This is a genomic window from Corallococcus sp. EGB (assembly GCF_019968905.1).
Lineage (GTDB): Bacteria > Myxococcota > Myxococcia > Myxococcales > Myxococcaceae > Corallococcus.
Map to the genome: position 1 here is coordinate 8,926,981 of NZ_CP079946.1, position 18,709 is coordinate 8,945,689.

General features: G+C 71.7%; 20 protein-coding genes. 8 read left to right on the forward strand and 12 right to left on the reverse strand.

Annotation, left to right across the window (positions count from 1 at the left end; genetic code table 11):
* Window positions 1–13: 13 nt before the first annotated feature.
* The 5 genes from atpF to KYK13_RS36485 all read right to left on the reverse strand — a co-directional run bounded on the left by atpF (window position 14) and on the right by KYK13_RS36485 (window position 2,844).
* Window positions 14–562, reverse strand: coding sequence for a F0F1 ATP synthase subunit B (gene atpF / locus KYK13_RS36465; RefSeq protein ID WP_223639488.1), 549 nt, complete (start codon window positions 560–562; stop codon window positions 14–16).
* 142 nt (window positions 563–704) lie between these two features.
* Entirely contained in the window at window positions 705–935 is a 231-nt protein-coding gene (locus tag KYK13_RS36470) for an ATP synthase F0 subunit C (RefSeq protein WP_206787128.1), read from the reverse strand.
* 153 nt (window positions 936–1,088) lie between these two features.
* Window positions 1,089–2,168, reverse strand: coding sequence for a F0F1 ATP synthase subunit A (gene atpB, locus KYK13_RS36475; protein ID WP_223639491.1), 1,080 nt, complete (start codon window positions 2,166–2,168; stop codon window positions 1,089–1,091).
* The gene (locus KYK13_RS36480; protein WP_223639493.1) at window positions 2,168–2,581 is read right to left on the reverse strand and encodes a hypothetical protein; all 414 of its coding nucleotides are present in this window, start codon (window positions 2,579–2,581) and stop codon (window positions 2,168–2,170) included. Before KYK13_RS36480 ends, atpB begins: the two co-directional genes overlap by 1 nt.
* Window positions 2,578–2,844 carry an AtpZ/AtpI family protein gene (locus KYK13_RS36485; RefSeq protein WP_223639495.1) on the reverse strand — a complete coding sequence of 89 codons (267 nt, stop codon included), beginning with the start codon at window positions 2,842–2,844 and terminating at the stop codon, window positions 2,578–2,580. Before KYK13_RS36485 ends, KYK13_RS36480 begins: the two co-directional genes overlap by 4 nt.
* Before the next feature lie 382 nt (window positions 2,845–3,226).
* Between KYK13_RS36485 and KYK13_RS36490 the strand changes: the two genes are divergently transcribed.
* Window positions 3,227–3,721 (forward strand): YbhB/YbcL family Raf kinase inhibitor-like protein, encoded by a 495-nt coding sequence (locus tag KYK13_RS36490; RefSeq protein ID WP_223639497.1) that lies wholly within the window; start codon window positions 3,227–3,229, stop codon window positions 3,719–3,721.
* Between the two features lie 18 nt (window positions 3,722–3,739).
* On the opposite strand, the gene KYK13_RS36495 is transcribed toward KYK13_RS36490, so the two are convergent.
* Both KYK13_RS36495 and KYK13_RS36500 read right to left on the reverse strand, forming a co-directional pair.
* Window positions 3,740–3,961, reverse strand: a complete 222-nt coding sequence (locus KYK13_RS36495; protein ID WP_223639499.1) for a hypothetical protein — start codon at window positions 3,959–3,961, stop codon at window positions 3,740–3,742.
* Between the two features lie 9 nt (window positions 3,962–3,970).
* Window positions 3,971–4,153, reverse strand: coding sequence for a DUF692 domain-containing protein (locus KYK13_RS36500; RefSeq protein ID WP_223639501.1), 183 nt, complete (start codon window positions 4,151–4,153; stop codon window positions 3,971–3,973).
* A gap of 537 nt (window positions 4,154–4,690) precedes the next feature.
* Here KYK13_RS36500 and KYK13_RS36505 point away from each other — a divergent pair.
* Window positions 4,691–7,318 carry a GAF domain-containing protein gene (locus KYK13_RS36505; protein ID WP_223639503.1) on the forward strand — a complete coding sequence of 876 codons (2,628 nt, stop codon included), beginning with the start codon at window positions 4,691–4,693 and terminating at the stop codon, window positions 7,316–7,318.
* Between the two features lie 13 nt (window positions 7,319–7,331).
* Here KYK13_RS36505 and KYK13_RS36510 read toward each other — a convergent pair whose 3' ends face one another.
* Both KYK13_RS36510 and hemL read right to left on the reverse strand, forming a co-directional pair.
* A complete protein-coding gene (locus tag KYK13_RS36510) occupies window positions 7,332–9,893 on the reverse strand; it encodes a serine/threonine-protein kinase (RefSeq protein WP_223639505.1) in 2,562 nt (853 codons plus the stop codon).
* On the reverse strand, window positions 9,877–11,172 hold the full coding sequence (gene hemL, locus KYK13_RS36515) for a glutamate-1-semialdehyde 2,1-aminomutase (protein ID WP_223639509.1): 1,296 nt from the start codon (window positions 11,170–11,172) through the stop codon (window positions 9,877–9,879). The genes KYK13_RS36510 and hemL overlap by 17 nt, the downstream gene beginning before the upstream one ends.
* A 343-nt stretch (window positions 11,173–11,515) precedes the next feature.
* On the opposite strand from hemL, the gene KYK13_RS36520 reads away from it, so the two are divergent.
* From KYK13_RS36520 to KYK13_RS36540, 5 genes are all read left to right on the forward strand, one after another.
* The gene (locus tag KYK13_RS36520; RefSeq protein WP_223639512.1) at window positions 11,516–12,433 is read left to right on the forward strand and encodes a hypothetical protein; all 918 of its coding nucleotides are present in this window, start codon (window positions 11,516–11,518) and stop codon (window positions 12,431–12,433) included.
* 75 nt (window positions 12,434–12,508) lie between these two features.
* On the forward strand, window positions 12,509–12,853 hold the full coding sequence (locus tag KYK13_RS36525; RefSeq protein ID WP_223646935.1) for a nucleotidyl transferase AbiEii/AbiGii toxin family protein: 345 nt from the start codon (window positions 12,509–12,511) through the stop codon (window positions 12,851–12,853).
* A 7-nt stretch (window positions 12,854–12,860) separates the two neighbouring features.
* Complete coding sequence (gloA, locus tag KYK13_RS36530; protein WP_223639515.1) at window positions 12,861–13,247, forward strand: lactoylglutathione lyase; 387 nt, start codon at window positions 12,861–12,863, stop codon at window positions 13,245–13,247.
* 195 nt (window positions 13,248–13,442) lie between these two features.
* The gene (gene mgtE, locus KYK13_RS36535; RefSeq protein ID WP_223639518.1) at window positions 13,443–14,771 is read left to right on the forward strand and encodes a magnesium transporter; all 1,329 of its coding nucleotides are present in this window, start codon (window positions 13,443–13,445) and stop codon (window positions 14,769–14,771) included.
* Window positions 14,772–14,791: 20 nt separating this feature from the next.
* A complete protein-coding gene (locus KYK13_RS36540; protein ID WP_223639521.1) occupies window positions 14,792–15,670 on the forward strand; it encodes a hypothetical protein in 879 nt (292 codons plus the stop codon).
* On the opposite strand, the gene KYK13_RS36545 is transcribed toward KYK13_RS36540, so the two are convergent.
* From KYK13_RS36545 to KYK13_RS36555, 3 genes are all read right to left on the reverse strand, one after another.
* On the reverse strand, window positions 15,671–16,420 hold the full coding sequence (locus tag KYK13_RS36545; RefSeq protein ID WP_223639524.1) for an SDR family NAD(P)-dependent oxidoreductase: 750 nt from the start codon (window positions 16,418–16,420) through the stop codon (window positions 15,671–15,673).
* A 118-nt stretch (window positions 16,421–16,538) separates the two neighbouring features.
* Complete coding sequence (locus tag KYK13_RS36550) at window positions 16,539–17,459, reverse strand: tetratricopeptide repeat protein (protein ID WP_223639528.1); 921 nt, start codon at window positions 17,457–17,459, stop codon at window positions 16,539–16,541.
* Entirely contained in the window at window positions 17,456–17,710 is a 255-nt protein-coding gene (locus KYK13_RS36555) for a hypothetical protein (RefSeq protein WP_223639530.1), read from the reverse strand. Before KYK13_RS36555 ends, KYK13_RS36550 begins: the two co-directional genes overlap by 4 nt.
* A 165-nt stretch (window positions 17,711–17,875) precedes the next feature.
* Between KYK13_RS36555 and KYK13_RS36560 the strand changes: the two genes are divergently transcribed.
* Complete coding sequence (locus tag KYK13_RS36560) at window positions 17,876–18,709, forward strand: SDR family NAD(P)-dependent oxidoreductase (RefSeq protein ID WP_223639532.1); 834 nt, start codon at window positions 17,876–17,878, stop codon at window positions 18,707–18,709.

Below are 18,709 nucleotides of genomic sequence, written 5' to 3' on the forward strand. Positions count from 1 at the left end.
AGACTCCCGGCCTTTAAGCCGAGCGGCGGGTCGCCGTGGCGCTGGTGGCGCCCGGGAGGCCCTGCACGAACTGCTCGGCCAGGGCGCGGTGCTTCGCGTCGTCCAGGCGCTCGTTCAGGAGCTTGGCGGCCACTTCCATGGCCAGGTCCACCGCCATGGCGCGGACCTCGGTGATGGCCTTGGCCTTCTGGTCGTCAATCTCGCGGCGGGCGGACTGCTTCAGCTCCTCCGCCTCCTTGCGGCTCTTGGCCATCAGCTCGTCGCGGAACTTGTCCATGTCCGCCTTCATGCGGCTGGTGTCCTCGGCGGCCTGGCGGCGGGCCTCGGCGATGGCCGTCTTCTGGTCGGCGAGCAGCTTCTCCGCCTCGGCGCGCTCACGCTTGGCGCTCTCGATGGCGTTGGAGATCTGCTTCTCGCGCTCCTCGACGAGCGACAGGATGGGGCCCCACGCCTTCGCCCGCAGCACCAGGAGGACGATGACGAAGGTGACGATGGTCCAGAAGATGAGGCCCGGACGGACCTCCACGAAGTTGCTGGCGGCGAGGACAGAGGGCAGGAACATGGCGGGGTCCCGGTGAAGCAAGAAGGCAAAGGGGGATGCGGGAGACTTCAGGTGAGACAGGTCCAGCGCACTGCGAGCCGGAACGCCGGCGCCCCTTCTTCCCGAAGAGGACGCCGGCTCCCGGTGACACCACCGCCCTGACTCAGACCTTGATGGCGAGCAGGATGCAGACGACCAGCGCGAACAGCGTGGCGCCTTCGATGAGCGCCGCGGCGATGATCATCGTGGTGCGGATGTCGCCGCCGGCGGCCGGCTGGCGGCCCGTGGCGTCCATGGCGGCGGCGGCCAGCTTGCCGATGCCCAGGGCGGCGCCGATGATGGAGAGACCCGCGCCGATACCGGCGGCGAGGAACGCGAGAGCGAGGTTGGTCATGGGAGCACGTCTTCTTTCGTGAGGCGGGACCCGCTTGTGGGGGGGTCGTGAATTCCCTTCAGGACTACCTCCGGCGACCTTTCGAATCGCCGGGTCTTCAACCGGGGCGCGCCGTCACACCGACGTGCGCCCCGTCAACTCGTGAGGCCCGGCTCAGCCCACGTGGTGGGCCTTGCCGTGGTCGTGGCTCGCGCCACCCTCGTGGTGGTCATCGTGGTGGTGGCCCATGGCCACGCTCATCCCGATGAACAGCGCCGACAGCATGGTGAACACGTACGCCTGCACGAAGGCCACGAACAGCTCCAGCAGGTAGATGCCGAAGGCGAACGGCACGCTCACCAGCGCCACCGCGGGGCTGCGGAGCATGAAGATGAGGCCCAGCAGGAAGAAGATGACGATGTGGCCCGCCAGCATGTTGGCGAAGAGGCGGATGGTGAGCGCGAAGGGCTTGGTGAACAGGCCCAGGAACTCCACCGGAATCATGATGGGCCACAGCCACGGGGCCACGCCGCCCGTCAGGTGCTTCAGGTAGCCGCCGAGGCCCGCGGCGCGGATGCCCGCCAGCTGCGTGACGAAGAAGGTGCACACCGCCAGGCCGCAGGTGACCGCGATGTTGCCCGTGGCGGTCGCCATCCAGGGGAACAGGCCCAGCAGGTTCATGAAGAGGATGAAGAAGAACGCGGTGAGCAGGTAGGGCACGAAGCGCGGGCCCTCCTCCTTGCCGATGTTCTTGATGGCCAGCTCGTCCCGGACGAAGAGGACCAGCATTTCGAAGAGGTTCGCCCCGGCGCCGCGCGGCACGAGCTTCGTCTTGTCGCGGTTGCTCCAGATGAGGATGGAGCCGATGAGCAGCAGCGCCGCCAGCCACATCATCACCGTGTGCTTGGTGATGGAGAGGTCCAGGCAGCCGGCGCCCACGCCCGGGTAGACCTCGCCGTGACCGCCGTGCGGATCCGCCACCGGCGTGCAGGCGCCCTCGTGCAGCGGGATGAGGATCCTCGGCAGGTGGATGGAGATGTGGTTGTGGCTGAGCGGAATCTCGAACTCGTACTCATTCGAGTCGGCCACGTGGTGGAGGATGTAGCCGGCGACGTCGTCGCCCTCGGCGTCCTTGTCCTCTTTCGCGTAGCCGTGCTCACCGGCCGCCGCCGTCCCGGACTCCCCGCCATGCTGCTCGGAGGCCCACACGGCGCCCGCGAACAGACAGGCGAACAGCACCATTGCCTTGCGCATCACTCGTCTCCGCCCGCCGCGTCTTTCGACGCGGCCATCACGTAGCTGACTTCAATCCACTGCAACGCGAAGTAGACGCCGAAGAAGCCGCCCACGAACGCGATCGCGCTCAACCCCCGGGACACCACCCACGCCAGCCCCAGCCCCACGCCCACGCCTCGCAAGGCGAAGACGATCCCGACCACCTTCAACGCCGCCTTCAAATCCGCCTGCATCGCCGCGCGCCGCTTGAGCACCAGCGCCAGCACGCCCGTCACCGCCGCGACCCCGACCCCCAGCAGCGCGGAGACCCGGTCCTCCGTCACCCTGGGCAGCGCCGCCGCCACCACCGCGCCCACGCCCATCACCGCCGCCGCCAGCCCCGCGTGCGTCCAGAAGGGGTCCCGCTTCGGCTGTCCGCCCGTCCTCGTCACTTGCGCTTCCCCAGCCGCGCCATCGCATGGAGGAAGCCGTAGAACCCCACGCCAATCCCCACCAGGCTCAGCCCCAGGAGCAGCCAGGGCGACGTCCCCAGCCACTTGTCCAGGAAGTACCCGCCCAGGACCCCCACCACCGCCCCGCCCACCAGCTTCCAGACCGCGGAGATGTACGGCTCCGCCGCCCGCATCTGCCGGGCCGTCTCGCCCAGCTCACTGCCTGGCGCGTCCTCCCGACTCCGAGGCTCCTGGTCTGCCATGCGGACGCCTCACCAACCCCTGGGAAAGTCTTGGGTTTCCATCACCAACCCCGACCCCGACCCTTACATGCGCGGGCGCCGCTTAGCACCGAATGCGCGGCGCGTGCAACCGGTACGGGGGCGGGGGGTGCTCCACCGCCAGCAGCGGTTGCCGCACCCTCAAGCGCAGCTATCACGGCGGAGGGTCCGGAGGGGTTGTTTCTCCTCGAAGGAAGGCCCCCTTCCGGCAGGCGCCCCGGGAGGCGCCCGGTGGATCAGCGGCGGGGGGGAGATGGGGGTGACAGGCGGCCGGGCGGAACGCCCTCTGTCTCTCAGCACCGGCCCCGGGTCATCGCCAGCTTGCCGGGGGCCACGTTGGCCACTCATGCCCAAGGAGCCACGCATGCCGAAGCCGCTCGAGCTCACCTCGCCGAAGTTCAAGAACGGGACGCCCATCCCCATCGCCTACACCGGCGAGGGCGACGACAAGGCCCCACCCCTGCACTGGGAGAACCTCCCCGCCGGGGCCAAGAGCCTGGCGCTCATCGTGGAGGACCCGGACGCGCCGGACCCGGCGAACCCTCAGCGCACCTTCTGCCACTGGGTCGTCTACAACCTCCCCGTCAACGCGCAGAACCTCCCGGACGGGGCCACCCTGGACGTGCTGCCGGAGGGGGTGAAGCTGGGACGCAACGACTTCGGCCGGCAGGACTACGGCGGGCCCATGCCTCCCATCGGCAACCACCGGTACTACTTCAAGCTGTATGCCCTGGACACGGTGCTGCCGGACCTGGGCCAGCCCACGCGCACGGCGCTGCTGGAGGCGATGGAGGGCCACATCGTGGGGGAGACCCAGCTCATGGGCACCTACGAGAAGGCGCACCACCGCAAGCACTGAGCGGGCGTCCGGAGGCCCTCAGGGTGCCGGCAGCTCGCGCGGCATCACCGCGGGCAGGTTGGGCACCTTGAGGTACTCCACGCGCGTGGGCTTCGGCGCCGGCGGGGGCCAGCCCGGCGCGTCCAGCGCGGCGAGCAGCGTGAGCACCGGGTCGTCGAAGGACTCCACGCGCAGGCCCGACGCCGGCATGGGAGCCAGGCCCCACGCGAGCGACAGGCGCAGCCGTCCGAACCGGGCCACCTCCGGCACCTACGCGGGCAGCCCCTGAAGGGGCTTCGCGTGCAACTCCAGCCGCCGCTCCGAGTCCGGCGTGAGCGGCAGGAAGTGCTCGGGCGTCACCTCCAGCCAGTCCACGCCGGGGTTGCCGCTTGCCAGGTGCTGTTCGAGGTCCCAGCGGCAGCCGAGCCCCACGCCCAGGGAGGGAAGGCCCATGGCCTCAGGCCTTGCGCCGCGCCATCCCCTGGAAGTGCTGCCCCAGGACGGCCAAGCCCTCGTGCGCCAGCTTCTCCTGCAACGCCAATACCTCCTCGCGCGCGGCCTACGCGTCCCACGGCTTCTCCGCGGTGGCGCCATGCCCGGCCGCCCTCGCGCGATGGCGCCGGAAATCGCGCGGGGCAGGCTCAAGACATCCCCTTCCGAAGGCGCGGCCCCAGCGGATTCGTGACGGAAGCCAAAGGCGTCGGAGTCCGGCTCGAGCCGCGTTGTTACAACTCCATCCTTCTAGATGTTCTCACCCACGGCTTCAATTCATGCCACGTCTGGGTTTGACTTCATGAGAGGGGTTGAGAACGTGCCGCGTCTTGAGACGCCGCGCCGGGCCGGCGCGGGGCCCGGCGGGTGTACGCTGGTGGGCGATTGACGGGCGGGGGTGGCTTCACCGCGGGGGGACAGGGGTGCGAAGGTAGGGGGGTGAGGAGCACAGAGCGCACGAACCGTCGGGTGGGGACGGTTTCCGAGGAGCCCGGGGCGGTGTACCGCCTTTTCGACGACATGCCCCTGGGCGTGTTCGTGCTCCGGAACGGCCTGCTCATCCACGCCAACGCCGCGCTGTCGCGCCTGATGGGCGTCGCGCGCGAGCAATTGCTGGAGCAGCCGGTGACGTCGCTGCTGTGGGAGCCGGGGCCGCAGGAGGACCCCGCGGACCGGCTCGCGCGGCGGCTGGGGTCCTCGCCCGTGGCGGGCACCTATGAGGCGTGGCTGTCCATCGGGGGCAGAGGCGTGCGGGTGGAGCTGACGGTGCATCCGCACGCCCGGGATTGGGTGGTGCAGGTGCGCGACGTCACCTCCCGCGTCCGGCGGCGCACGGTGCTGCGGCGGCTGGCGGAGCTGGGCAGCGCGGTGCGCGCGCTGCACTCCGAGGACGCGGTGCGCGAGGAGGTGTTCCGGGGGCTGGAGGCGCTGGAGCTGGGCTTCGCGTGGCTGACGCCGCGGGGCGTGGGCGTGGAGCTGTCCGTGGCGGGGCTGTCCCCGAGGCTGGTGCCGCACGCGCCGGCGCTGAGAGGCCGCGTGCGCGCGGAGGCCCTCGGCGGCTGGGCGCCCGCCCTGGTGCGCACCTGGCGCGACGGCGATGCGTGGGTGGAGGACCTGGGCATGGAGGCGTCCCGCTTCGCGTCCGAGGCGCGCATGGACGCGGTGCTGGCGGTGTTCCGGCGCGTGGAGACGCAGCGGGCGGTGAGCGTGCGCATCGACGTGGAGAGCGCGCCCATGGCCATGCTGGTGCTGGCCGCGGACTGGCTGAGCGAGGAGGACGTGGCCGCGGTGCGCCTGTTCGGCCAGCAGGTGTCGTCCGCGCTGGACGCGGCGCGCACCATCCAGCGGCTGAGCGTGCGCGCGACGGCGCTCACCGCGCTGGGGCGGCTGGCGTCCCAGGCCGCGTCCGCGCCGCACCCGCGCGCCTTCTTCGGCTCCGGCACGGAGGAGATTTCAGGCCTCCTGGGCTGCGACGCGGTGTGTCTGCTTCTGCCCGCGGACGCGCGGCACGAGTCCGGCGAGTCCCTGGAGCTCGTCTACGCGCGCGGCCTCTCCGAGGACGCGGTGGCGCGCGTGCGCCGCGCGCGGCTGGGCTCACTGCCCCGTCCGAGCGGGATGCCGGACGCGGTGCGGGTGCTGGACGCGGAGGCGTGTCCCGCGCCCACGCGCGACGCGCTGCGGGCGCTGGCGTTCCAGACGCTGGTGTCGGTGCCGCTGCGGGTGCGCTCGCGCGGCGTGGGCACGTTGAGCGTGCTGTTCCACGCGCGACGCCGGCTCACCGCGCTGGAGGTGGAGACGCTCCAGGCCATGGGCACGCACTTCGCGGCGGCCATCGAGTCCCACCGGCTGCTGGACGAGGTGCGCGGCCGGGCGGAGGACCTGGCGCTGATGCACGAGGTGGGCAAGGCGCTGGCCGCCACGCTGGAGCTGGACCGGCTGCTGGCCACGGGCGTCACCAGCCTGGCGCGCATCGTGGACGTGCCGGATGCGTACGTGCTCCTGCCGGACGCGAAGGGGGAAAGGCTCGCCATCCGCGCGGCGACGGGCGGGCACCCGGAGCTGGTGGGGCGGCAGGTGCCGCTGGAGCCGTCAGCGAGCTCGTTCGCGGCCCGGGTGTTCCGCACGCGTCAGCCGCTGCGGGTGGAGGACGCGCGCACGGAGGGGCAGGCGGACGAAGAGCTGCGCCGGGCCGCGGAGGCCATGGCCTACATGGTGCTGCCGCTCGCCGTGCACGACCAGATGGTGGGCGTGGCGGTGATGGTGGAGACGCGCCGCCCGCGCCGCTTCACGCCTTCCGAGCTGGAGCGGGCGGACACCATCGCCAACCAGCTGTCGCTGGCGCTGGAGGGCGCGCGGCTGGTGGAGGACCTGAAGCAGAGCTACGCGGAGCTGGCGCGGGCACAGGAGCAGCTGGTCAACCGCGAGCGGCTGGTGGCGCTGGGCGAGCTGTCCGCGGTGGTGGCCCACGAGGTGCGCAATCCCCTGGGCGCCATCTTCAACTCAGTGGCCACCATCCGCCGCATCATCGGCCCGGAGAGCCCGGCCATCCCGCTGGTGGACATCGTGGGCGAGGAGGCGGACCGGCTCAACCGCATCGTCGCGGACCTGCTCACCTTCGCGCGGCCTCCGTCTCCGCACCTGTATCCGGTGTCGGTGACGCAGCTGCTGGAAGAGGCGGTGGGCAGCGCGCTCTCCGACGTGGGCGGCACCTCGCCGCCGCCGGTGCGCGTGGAGTGGGTGGTGGAGGAGGACGTGCCGTCCGTGACGGTGGACGAGCGGCTCATCCGCCAGTGCTTCCTCAACGTGGCGCTCAACGCCGTGCAGGCCATGCTGCCCCAGGGCGGCACGCTGCGCGTGGCGGCGCGCAGGGCGTGGGTGGACCGCCCCGGCGTGCAGGTCGAAATCAGTGACACGGGACCGGGCATCCCCGCGGAGCTGCGCGCGCGTGTCTTCGAGCCCTTCTTCACCACCAAGGCGCAGGGCACCGGGCTGGGGCTCGCCGTGGTGAAGCGCATCATCGACTCCCACGTGGGGCTGGTGTCGCTGGACGCGCCGGAGACGGGCAAGGGCACCATCTTCCGCCTCTTCCTGCCGCTGGAGCCGCCCCTGCCGCTCACGGGCGCGTGAGCTGCCGCGGGGCTCAGCCGCCTTCGCCGCCGTTCAGGAAGAGCCACATCACGCCGAAGCCCAGGCCGCACGCGAGGGCCACCACCACGAGCATGGCCCAGAAGCGGTACTGGGGCGGGATGGGCCACAGGCCCGCCAGTGGCTTGCCGCCCTCGGACTTCTTCACGGGCTTCTTCTTGTTGCGCTTCTGGGCGGCGAGCTCTTCCTCGCGGCGCTTCAGCTCCGCCTGCCGGAGCGCCTCGGAGATGTCCATGTCGTAGCCCACGAGCGTTTCGCGCGTCTTGGTCCGCACCTGCATGGGGCGCGTCTCGTGGGGCCGCTCATTCACGACGGGGGCCTGGCGGCGCGGAGCCTCCTTGGGCGCGACGTAGGGGGTCGCCTTCTCGTCCAGGTACGCGGGCATGTTGCCCGTCGTCTGGGACAGGGCGCCGAAGATCTTGGCGGCCTCCAGGGCCTCGGTGGCCTCGCCCGCGCCCTGCGGCGCCCAGGGGACGGGCAGCTCGTCCTGGGACATGGGGCGGGTGGCGTCCGGGGGCGCTTCGGTGGGACGCGATTTCGGGGCGGCACCGACGGAGGTCTGCGGACGGGACTGGGGAGCGCGCGGCGCGGGGCTCGCCTTGGGGCGGCCGGGCTTGTCGACGTCGGTGCCCTCGTCGTCCGCGTCGTCGTCCGTGTTGGGGCGCGGCGCCATGGGACCGGCGCCCTCGGTGGCGTCGTCCTCGCCGGAGCCGGGGGTCCAGCCGCCCCTGCCGGTGGCGGGCAGGCCCGTGGCGCTCTTGCGCGAGGGCCGCTCGTTGGTGGTGGAGTCCTCACTTCCTGCGCCGGGAGTCCACCCCGGGCGCGGGGGGCGGTTCTGCATCGGTGAGTCCTCCGGGGCCGGGGGGGGCCCCTCACGGTGAAACGCTCGAAGGTGTGTAGCGGAGTCTTCCGCGTCCGCGCCCGGATTCCAATCCGGCCGAGGTGGTTCTTCCACCGGGCCCTGCCCGCCCGAGGGGGACGTGGGGGTGCGCTCTCCCGGGTCGGTGGTGTCCTCGGAGCCCGGACCGGCGCGGGGTTCCCGGGCCCGAGGAGCCTCTTGGGAGGTGGCCTCGTCCTCGCCGGGCCCGGGCGTCCATGGCGCGGATGCAACCACCGGCCCCTGGGGAGGAAGCCCCGGTGTGGTGGGCTCCGCGGCGCCGATGCCCGGCAGCCAGGCATCCATGGTGATTTCCAGGTTGTGCAGCCGCGCGGGGGGCGCCTTTCGCGGCAGGCCGGGGTCCTCATCGGGTTGCGCCCGGGCCGCCGCCGCCGCGCGCAGCGCCTGCTCCACCTTCGCCGCGTCCAGCGCCTCGGTCTCCTGCCCCACGTGGGCGTGTTCCGCCCGCCACGCGTCCGCCGGGCCCTGCGCCCTGGACTCCGGCCGCGCTCCCACCGCGTCCAGCGCCTCGGCCTGCTGTCCCGCGCTGAGGCGCTCCGCCTGCCGCAGCATCGCCGCGTCCATCGCCTCCGTGGCGATGTCCTCCTGCGCGCGGAGCGCCTCCGTCTCCTCCAGGGTGCCGGGCGGCGCGAAGACGGACGGGAACTCCTGACGGGTGGTGGCGCGCTCGGGCTGTTCACGCAGCAGGTCGTCCAGCATCTGCTGTTCGATGACCTTCTCGCGGGGGAAGGCCGCGGACATCAGCCGCACCAGGTCCTGGTCCGTCACGTTGGGCGCCAGCTTCTCCTTCAGCGCGCCCAGCGCCTCCGCCATCGCTGTCGCCGTGGGGAAGCGGTCGTTCGGCTCGGCCGCCAGCGCTCGCGCCAGGAACGCGTCCACCGCGCGCGGCAGGTCCGGACGGTGGCGCCCTGCCGGCTCCCACTGCGGATACGCCGCGCGGCGCCAGCGCTCCATCGGGTCTCCCCGCTGCGACAGCGGCTTCCACGCGAACAGCTCCCACAGCACCACGCCCACCGCGTACAGGTCCGCGCGCCGGTCCACCATGCGCTTGCGGGCCTGCTCCGGCGCCATGTACGTGAGGTTCCCAATCACCACGCGCGGCGCCGTCTGCTGCTCCTTCAGCGTGGACTGCGCCGCGCCGAAGTCGATGATCTTCACCTCGCCCGCGTAGCTCACGCACACGTTCGCGGGAGACAGGTCGCGGTGCACCAGGTGCAGCGGGTGCCCCGCTTCGTCCGTCGCGTCGTGCGCGTACGCGAGGCCCTCGCACAGCCGGATGCCCAGCTGGAGCAGCGGCCCCAGGGGCATCATCCGCTGTCGCTGCCGGAGGCGGTACGCGAGCCGGCTGAGCGTCTTGCCCAGCACGTACTCCATGGCGAGGAACAGCTGCCCGTCCACCTCACCCATCGCGTACACGCGCGCGATGTTGGGGTGCGCCAGCCGCACCACCACGCGGGCCTCGTCGCGGAAGCGGCCCACGAACTGCCCGGTGTCCTTCAACCCGGGCAGCACCTTCTTCACGACGACCGCGCGCCCCACGCCCTCCTCGCGCGCGAGGAAGACCTCCCCCATCCCCCCGGCGCCAATGCGGCGCACGAGGGTGTAGGGGCCGAAGCGCACGGGCCCGCTCAGGGCCTCTGGCTCAACGGGCGTCGCCAAGCGCGCGGAACGCCTTGCGGGCCGCGGCGAGCACGTGCGCCACCTCCGGCTCGCCGATGGCCAGCGATATGAATGCCGCCTCGAACTGGCTGGGCGGCAGGTACACGCCTTCTTCCAGCATCAGGTGGAAGAAGCGCCCGAACCTCGCCGTGTCCGCCTTCTTCGCGGACGCGTAGTCGAACACCGGCTCCGGCGTGAAGAACACGGTGATCATGCTGCCCACGCGGTTCACCGTCACGGGCACGCCCGCCGCCTTCGCCTCCGCGCGGAAGCCCTCCTCCAGGAGCAGGCCCAGGTGCTCCAGCCGCTGGTACGTCCCCGGCGCCGCCAGCGCCTTCACGCACGCCATGCCCGCCGCCACCGCCACCGGGTTCCCGGACAGCGTGCCGGACTGGTACACCGGCCCCTCGGGCGCCACCTTCGCCATGATGTCGCGCCGGCCGCCGTACGCGCCCAGCGGCATGCCGCCGCCCACCACCTTGGCCATGGTGGTCAGGTCCGGCTTCAGCCCGTACAGTTCCTGCGCGCCGCCGCGCGCCAGCCGGAAGCCCGTCATCACCTCGTCCAGCACGAAGAGCACGCCGTGCTTCTGGCAGAGCTTCTGCAGCCCCTCGAGGTAGCCGGGGCGCGGCACCAGCACGCCCATGTTTCCCACCACCGGCTCGATGATGGCGCAGGCGATGTCCTTGCCCTTCTCGTGGAAGATGCGCTCCACGGCCTCCAGGTCGTTGAAGGGCGCGGTGAGCGTGAGCGACGCCAGCGCGGACGGCACGCCCGGCGAGTCCGGCAGGCCCAGCGTCTCCACACCGCTGCCCGCCTTCACGAGGAACGGGTCACCGGCGCCGTGGAAGCAGCCCTCGAACTTGAGGATGAAGTCGCGGCCGGTGAAGCCGCGGGCCACGCGGATGGCGGCCACCGTGGCCTCCGTGCCGCTGGACACCAGGCGCACCTTCTCCACGGCGGGCATCGTCGCGCAGATGAGCTCCGCGAACTCCACCTCCGAGGCCACCGGGGCACCGAAGGTGGTGCCGCGCCGCGCGGCCTCCACGATGGCCTCCAGGATGGGCGGGTACGCGTGGCCCAGGATGAGCGGGCCCCAGCTGCCCACCAGGTCCACGTAGCGGTTGCCGTCCACGTCGGTGAGCCACGCACCGGAGCCTTCCTTGAAGAAGACGGGGTCGCCTCCCACGCCGCGGAAGGCACGCACCGGAGAGTTCACGCCGCCCGGGATGCGCGCCTGCGCACGGGCGAAGAGGGCCTGGCTTTGAACGTGTTTCATGGCGGGTTCCATAACACGCGCTCCGCCGGGCCTCGCCGCCACTCTTCGGATGCCTGGCCGCTATCGGCCCCCACGACGTCCAGGCCCTCGGGGCACGACCAGGCATGGGGCCTCCTCTCCAATTTTCACCAGGGACAGATTTTCACTCTTGAGTGAATATGCCCCTCAAATGAAAATCCAACGTCCAAGGCACTGGATTTCCTGAACCCCCATGAGCTGCCCCGAGTGAAAGATGTCCGCCATCCTCCATCTTCCTCCCAGGCTGATGTCCTGGCTGCCATCGCGCTCCTGGCTCCAGGTGCGCGCCGCGGCGCGGCCGTGTCTCGAATGGGAGGGCCGCGAAGTGGCGACATTCACCCTGCTGGAGGCCGGCTCCGGCCTCCGTGTGGACCAGCTGCCGCTGCTGCTCGGGACGCACCGTCCCGCGACGGCACGACGGTCCCGGGGCCTCCCCTTCGTCGTCTGCCCCTGGCTCAAGAAGGACGTGCGCGACGCGCTGGAGGCGCAAGGAGTCGGCTATCTGGACTCGCGTGGCCATCTCCACCTGCATGCCCGGGGAGTGCTCCTCCACGTCGAGGAGGAGCGCACCGCCTCGCGCGAGAAGCCCCCGGGCACCGCGACCCTCGGTGTTCATGGCGTCCGGGCCGTGCAGGTGCTCCTCCAGGAGGACCAGCCGCTCTCTGTTTCCCGGTTCGCGGAGAAGGCCTCGGTGTCACTGGGGCAGGCCCACAAGCTCCTGACCTGGCTCGAACAACTGGAACTGGTCCGCGCGGAGGGCCGGGGTCCCGCGAAGCGACGCACCGTCCGGGACCGGAGCGGACTGCTCGACTGGCTCGAGCGGCAGGCTCCCGCGACGCGCAGGGAGCGCTTCCTGCACGTGGCCCTCTATGCGCGGCGTCCCGAGGAGCTGTGGCAGCAGACCAGCATGCGGCTCGGCAAGGCAGGCATTGCCCATGCATTCACGGGGTCCGCCGCGGTCAGCATGTTCGGCGTCGGGCCCACCAGCGTCCCCGTGTCGCGCATTCGCATCTCCCCGGAGGTGCCCCTGGCCCAGGCGGCGAAGCACCTGGATGCGGAAGTGACGGAGCGCGGAGCGAACCTCATGTTGATCCATGACACGGGCAAGGTCGGCAGCTGGGCATCCACGTCCCGGGATGGTGTCCTGCTGGCGCCGCCCGTGCGCATCTATCTGGACGTCCGCTCGGAGCGCCGGGGCGAGGACCTCGCGCGGCACTTCCGCGAGGAGGTCCTTGGGTACTGAAGGCGGACACCTGGCTTCGTCGAGAAAGAGGTCGTCGTCGAGCTTCCTGGAGGCGGCGGCCGCACGCGCCAACGGCTGAGGGTCGCAGGCCCTGCCGCCTACCTCGCCGCGAAGGTGGATGCGCTGCGGAACCGCCCCAAGAACAAGGATGCCTACGACATCGTCTGGATGGTCGAGTCCTGGCCCGGAGGACAGGCTGGACTCGCTCCCGTCATCCGGGAGAGCCCCATCCACGCGGATCCGCTGTTCCAGCAGGCCCTCGTCGCCCTGGCCCAGGAATTCGCCGACCTCGACGCGGCGGGCGCGCGGAAGTACGCCCGCTTCATGTCGGCGCCAGGTGTCGGCCTGGATCAATCCGCCCGGCGCGCGAGCAGCGCGGTGAAGCTGCTGCTGGCGGAGCTCGCGGCGCGGCGGTTATAGCCAGCGCATGCGCATCCTCCACACCATGCTCCGTGTCGGCGACCTGGAGAAGTCGCTCGACTTCTACACCCGCGTGCTCGGCATGACGCTCCTGCGCCGCCAGGACTACCCGGACGGTCGGTTCACCCTCGCCTTCGTGGGCTACGGCCCCGAGGACACCCACCCCGCCCTGGAGCTCACCCACAACTGGGACACGGCGAAGTACGAGCTGGGCAATGCCTATGGCCACATCGCCCTGGGCGTCACCGACATCCACGCCACCGCCAATGCCATCCGTCAGGCCGGCGGCAGGGTCGTCCGCGAGCCCGGCCCCATGAAGCACGGCACCACCGTCATCGCCTTCGTCGAGGACCCGGACGGCTACAAGGTGGAGCTCATCCAGCAGAAGCCCTGACCCACCCCGAGGGGCCCCCAGCAGCCGGGGCGCCCATCCCGGAGACCGGCGGCACGGGCAGGCAGGCGGACTCGACTTTCCGCGAGATGTTTCGCGCCTTCCGCTCGCCGCGCCCGTGGCGGAGGTGTAGAGAGGCCCGCGCGCGCTGCAGCGAGGCGCGCACCCTCCCCCTCTTCTTCTTCCGAGGCCGTCGTCATGGTGGAGAGTCCCCAGACCCAGAACGCGCTATCCCCCGACGAGCTCCACGAGGCCTGGGCAGTGCTGTCCGCGGACGAGCGCCTGGAGGGATTCCGCCTGCTGCCCGCGGCGGTGGCGGACGACTTCTTCCTCGGCCTCACCGCGCGCGAACAGGGCGAGCTCATCCTCAGCCTCCCCCAGGGCGAGCGCCGCACCTGGGTCCGCCTGCTCCCCCCGGACGACCTGGCCGACCTGGTCCAGGCCGTGGAGCCGGAGCAGGTGGACGCCATCCTGTCGCAGCTGGATGACGCCAGCCGCCGCGAGGTGAACGTCCTGCTGGCGTACTCGGAGGACGACGCGGGCGGTCTGATGAACCCTCGCTTCGCCCGCGTGCGCCCGGACATGAGCATCGACGAGGCCATCGGGTACCTGCGCAAGCAGGCGCGTGAGAAGGTGGAGACCGTCTATTACGCCTACGTGCTGGACGCCGAGCAGCGGCTCCAGGGCGTGCTGTCCCTGCGCCAGCTCTTCCAGGCCGCGCCGGACAAGCGCGTGGCGGACGTGATGATTCGCGAGGTCATCACCGTCGCGGAGAACACGGACCAGGAGGCGGTGAGCCGCACCTTCTCCGAGCACAGCTTCATGGCCATGCCCGTGGTGGACGAGCAGCGGCGCATGAAGGGCATCGTCACGGTGGACGACATCGTGGACGTCGTCCAGGAAGAGGCCACGGAGGACATCCAGAAGGTCGGCGGCATGGAGGCCCTGGACGCGCCCTACTTCGACGTGGGCTTCATGGCCATGCTCAAGAAGCGCGCCGGCTGGCTGATGGTGCTCTTCCTGGGGGAGATGCTCACCGCCACGGCCATGGGCTACTTCGAGCACGAGATTGCCCGCGCCGTCGTGCTGAGCCTCTTCATCCCGCTCATCATCAGCTCCGGCGGCAACTCCGGCAGCCAGGCCACCACGCTCATCATCCGGTCGCTGGCGCTGTCGGAGATGCGGCTGAAGGACTGGTGGCGCGTGGCCCGGCGGGAGCTGATCACGGGCCTGGCGCTGGGCGCGGTGCTGGGCCTGGTGGGCTTCACGCGCGTGATGGTGTGGCAGGGCCTGTTCCACAGCTATGGCGAGCACGCGCTCCTCATTGGCCTGACGGTGGGCGCGTCGCTGGTGGGCGTGGTGACGTTCGGCACGCTGTCCGGTTCCATGCTGCCGTTCATCCTCCGGCGCGTGGGCTTCGACCCCGCGAGCGCGTCCGCGCCCTTCGTGGCCACGCTGGTGGACGTGTCCGGACTCGTCATCTACTTCACGGCCGCGAGCCTCATCCTGCGCGGCACCCTCCTGTAGTCGGCGAGGCTGGGGCTCCCATGATTCCCACCACCCGCCAGCGCACGCTCACCCTCGCCGCCCCCGAAGCCCCGCACATCTGCGCCGCCAGCGGCCTGGTGCGCGCGGGAGACTGGCTCTACGTCGTCGCGGACGACGCGCTCCACCTGGCCGTGTTCCCGGTGACGGGAGACGCGCCGGGCCACACCGTGCGCCTCTCCCCGGACGGGCCCGCGGCGAGGTGGGCGCTGTGCCGGCTGGGCCCTTCCGCGTCCTTCGCGCACGGGGCGCTCCTGGCCCTGCCCTCGGGGGCCACGCCCGCCCTGCGCCGGGCGCTGGTGCTGCCCTTGAGCGCGGACGGGACGCTCGCGGGCGAGCCGCGCGCGGTGGACTGCGCGTCGCTCTATGTGCAGTTGGAGCGCGAACTGGCGGCGCTCGACGTGGAGGGCGCGGCGGTGGCGGGCAAGCGGCTGCGGCTGCTCAACCGGGGCAACGGCGCGGGCGGCGTGGACGCGCTGGTGGACCTGGACCTGGACCGGGTGCTGGGCAGCCTGGACGCGGGCGTGCTGGGACCGGAGGCCGTGCGCACCGTGCGCCGGTGGGAGCTGGGCGAGGCCCATGGCGTCCGGCTGTCCTTCACGGACGCAGCGCCGCTGCCGGACGGGCGCGTGGTGTTCACCGCCACGGCGGAGGCGACTCGCGACCGCGTGGCGACCGGGCCGGTCACGGGCTCGGCGGTGGGCGTGCTCGCGCCGGACGGCACGCCCGTGTACCTGGACGCGGTGGACGCGCCCGTGAAGCTGACAGGCGTGGACGCGCGCGTGGAGAAGGGCCGCGTCCACGTGCTGCTGGTGGCGGACGCGGGCGACCCGTCGGTGCCCGCGCCGCTCCTCGATGCCGCGCTGCCCGTGCCGGGCTGATCAGCCGCCGCGCTTCACCGGCAGCGGTCCGAAGGCCTGCACCACCGGCATCATGGAGATGACGTTGATGTTCACGTGCGCGGGGCGCGTGGCCACCCAGTACGCCGTGTCCGCGACGTCCTCGGGCGTGAGCGGCTGGGTGTTGTCGTAGAGCGCGGCGGCCTTCGCGCCGTCGCCGCGGAAGCGCACGTTGGAGAACTCCGTGCCGCCCAGGAGCCCCGGCTGGATGTCGGTGACGCGCAGGGCGGTGCCGTGCAGGTCCGCGCGCAGGTTGAGCGTGAACTGATGCACGAACGCCTTCGTCGCGCCGTACACGTTGCCGCCCGGATAGGGGAACTCGCCCGCGATGGAGCCGATGTTGATGACGTGGCCCCGGTTGCGCGCCACCATGCCCGTGAGCGCTTCCCGCGTGCAGTACAGGAGGCCCTTCACGTTGGTGTCCACCACCACGTCCCAGTCCTCCAGCCGCGCCGTCTGCGCGGGCTCCAGCCCCAACGCGAGCCCCGCGTTGTTCACCAGCACGTCCACCTGCGCGAAGTCCGCGGGCAGCGCGGCGAACGCCGCCTTCACCGCCGCCTTGTCCGTCACGTCCAGCGTCACCGGCAGCAGCCGTTCGCCCAGCTCCGCCTTCAGCGCCTCCAGCCGGTCGCTCCGCCGTCCGGCGGCGATGACGCGCGCGCCCTCCTTCACGAAGCGGCGCGCGATGGCCTGCCCGATGCCCGCCGTGGCCCCTGTCACCAGCACGTTCATGTGAATGCCTCCCACGCGAGAAGGGCCCACGCCCCGTCAGGGCACGGCCCGGCCGTTACATGGCACGCGGGAGGGGTGGGCGCACGCGAATGCGCCCGCGCAGGCGTCCGGCGATGCGTCAGTCGCCGCGGTCGCGGGCGGCCTCCTCGGCGCTGCCGCCCATGGCCTCCACGGAGGTGCGCGCCTGCTTGCTGCGGTCGAACGCCACCTCCTTCTGGCCAATGCCCTCCACCGTGAGGTTGGCCAGGCGGCGGCGCGCCCGCGCGATGGCGTCCTGCACGAGCGTCGGGTCGGGGTGCGTCTTCAGGCACTCCACCCACGTCTCGATGGCCTTCTCGTTGTCACCCGCGTCCGCGCGCAGCTTGCCCATCTCGAAGAGGGCGTACGGCGCCAGCTCCGAGTCCGGGAAGCGCGTGCGCAGGTCCGCGTAGGTGCGCAGCGCCTCCTGCCGCTTGCCCTCCACCATGGCCAGGGCCTGCGCCTGGAGGAAGAGCGCGTCATCCACGTAGGGGCTGGTGGCGAAGCGCTCCGGCAGCTTCTTCGCCTCCAGCTCGCACTGCGGATAGTCCTGGAGCTCGAAGTACGTCTTGGCCACCTGGTACTGCAGCTCCGCGCTCTGCGGCGGGTTGCGGTGCAGCGCGGCGGTGAGCTGATCAATGGAGCCGCGCAGGTCGCGGTAGTGCACCCGCAGGAGCTCCGCCAGGATGATGCGCGCGTCCAGCGCCTCCGGCGACTCCGGGCACTGCTGGATGAGCTGGCGGTAGACGCTCACCGCCTCCTTCACCTTGCGCTGCTCCAGCCAGTACACGTCCGCCGCGCCCTTGAGCGCCCGGGCGCGCATCACCAGCGCCTCCGGGGAGTCGTCGCGCAGGAGCATCTCGTAGGCCTTGCGGTACTCCACCAGCGCTTCGTCCGGACGCTTCTCGAAGATGGCGTCGCGGGCGCGCTGCATGTGGTCCACCGGCTTGTCGCGGCACCCGGTGACGGCGAGCGCCCCCACCGCGAGCACGCAGGCCCAACGCGACCAGCGCCGCGTCATTGGCAGGACTCCGGGATGAGGCGCACGCAGCGCGTCTCGTCGCAGCGCACGCACTCGCGCTCGGAGGAGACGTCCGTCACGCAGATGGAGACGCGCGACGGCCTGGGGCAGTCCTCGGCCGTCACGCAACGGAAGAGGCCCCCGTCGGTCCGGGTGATGTCCACCGGCGTCGAGCCGCAGTTCTCCAGGTTGTTGCACCCCAGGAGCCCCGCCGCCACGACCGCCACTGCTGTCACCAAGGCGCGTTGCACGGCCCGGGTTCTAGCCAACTTCCGCCCTCCGGTCACGAACCGTGCGCCCGCCTGCCCGCCCGTCCTGAAGCATGCTTCTCCCGGAAAGCGAGTGCTCGCGCTTCGCGCGCCGTGCTAGCCCTGTCGCGTCGCACCCACCCTCTTTCAGCCCAGGAGTCCGGAACCATGAGCCTTCCCTCTCGTCCACGCGCGGTGGTGACGGGCGCCGGCAGCGGCCTTGGCCGTGCGCTGTGTGAAGCCCTGGCGGCCCGCCAGGCGCGGGTCATGGTGTCGGACATGAACGCGGCCAGCGCGGAGGAGACCGCCCGCCGCGTCACGGAAGCGGGCGGCGAGGCGCGCGTGTTCCCGTGCGACGTGACGGACCCGGACGCGGTGGAGGCGCTGGCGCGCGCCACGGACGAAGCGTTTGGCGGCGTGGACCTGGTGGTGAACAACGCGGGCGTCGCCACCGGCGGCGCGGTGGGCACGCTGCCCCTGTCCGAGTGGAAGCGCGTGCTGGACGTGAACCTGTGGGGCGTCATCCACGGCTGCCACGCGTTCGTGCCGCGCCTGAAGAAGCAGGGCTCCGGGCACGTGCTCAACATCGCGTCCGCGGCGGGGCTCGTCTACGCGCCGAACCTGGCGGCGTACAACACGTCCAAGGCCGCGGTCGTCGCGCTGTCGGAGACGCTCTACGCGGAGCTGCACCCGCTGGGGCTGGGCGTCACCGTGGCGTGCCCCACTTTCTTCCGCACGAACATCGCCGCCGCGGCGGCGCCCTACTCGGACGCGGAGACGCGCCGCCTGAGCACGAAGCTGGTGGACCAGTCGAAGATTGGACCGGAGTGGGTCGCCGAGCGGCTGCTCAAGGCGGTGGACCGGGGCGCGCCGCACGTGCTGCCCATGGCGGACGCGCGTTGGTTCTGGCGCCTGCGCCGGCTGGCGCCCGGGCTGTTCCTCCGGGGCGTCATCGCGGTGGAGAAGCGCGTGCGCCAGCGCTCCGCGCGCGTCCCCGGCTGA

Coding starts and splice junctions, on each gene's coding strand:
- atpF (WP_223639488.1), bottom strand. CDS start 562: ATGTTCCTGCCCTCTGTCCTCGCCGCCAGCAACTTCGTGGAGGTCCGT.
- KYK13_RS36470 (WP_206787128.1), bottom strand. CDS start 935: ATGACCAACCTCGCTCTCGCGTTCCTCGCCGCCGGTATCGGCGCGGGT.
- atpB (WP_223639491.1), bottom strand. CDS start 2,168: ATGCGCAAGGCAATGGTGCTGTTCGCCTGTCTGTTCGCGGGCGCCGTG.
- KYK13_RS36485 (WP_223639495.1), bottom strand. CDS start 2,844: ATGGCAGACCAGGAGCCTCGGAGTCGGGAGGACGCGCCAGGCAGTGAG.
- KYK13_RS36490 (WP_223639497.1), top strand. CDS start 3,227: ATGCCGAAGCCGCTCGAGCTCACCTCGCCGAAGTTCAAGAACGGGACG.
- KYK13_RS36500 (WP_223639501.1), bottom strand. CDS start 4,153: ATGGGCCTTCCCTCCCTGGGCGTGGGGCTCGGCTGCCGCTGGGACCTC.
- hemL (WP_223639509.1), bottom strand. CDS start 11,172: ATGAAACACGTTCAAAGCCAGGCCCTCTTCGCCCGTGCGCAGGCGCGC.
- gloA (WP_223639515.1), top strand. CDS start 12,861: ATGCGCATCCTCCACACCATGCTCCGTGTCGGCGACCTGGAGAAGTCG.
- mgtE (WP_223639518.1), top strand. CDS start 13,443: ATGGTGGAGAGTCCCCAGACCCAGAACGCGCTATCCCCCGACGAGCTC.
- KYK13_RS36540 (WP_223639521.1), top strand. CDS start 14,792: ATGATTCCCACCACCCGCCAGCGCACGCTCACCCTCGCCGCCCCCGAA.
- KYK13_RS36545 (WP_223639524.1), bottom strand. CDS start 16,420: ATGAACGTGCTGGTGACAGGGGCCACGGCGGGCATCGGGCAGGCCATC.
- KYK13_RS36550 (WP_223639528.1), bottom strand. CDS start 17,459: ATGACGCGGCGCTGGTCGCGTTGGGCCTGCGTGCTCGCGGTGGGGGCG.
- KYK13_RS36560 (WP_223639532.1), top strand. CDS start 17,876: ATGAGCCTTCCCTCTCGTCCACGCGCGGTGGTGACGGGCGCCGGCAGC.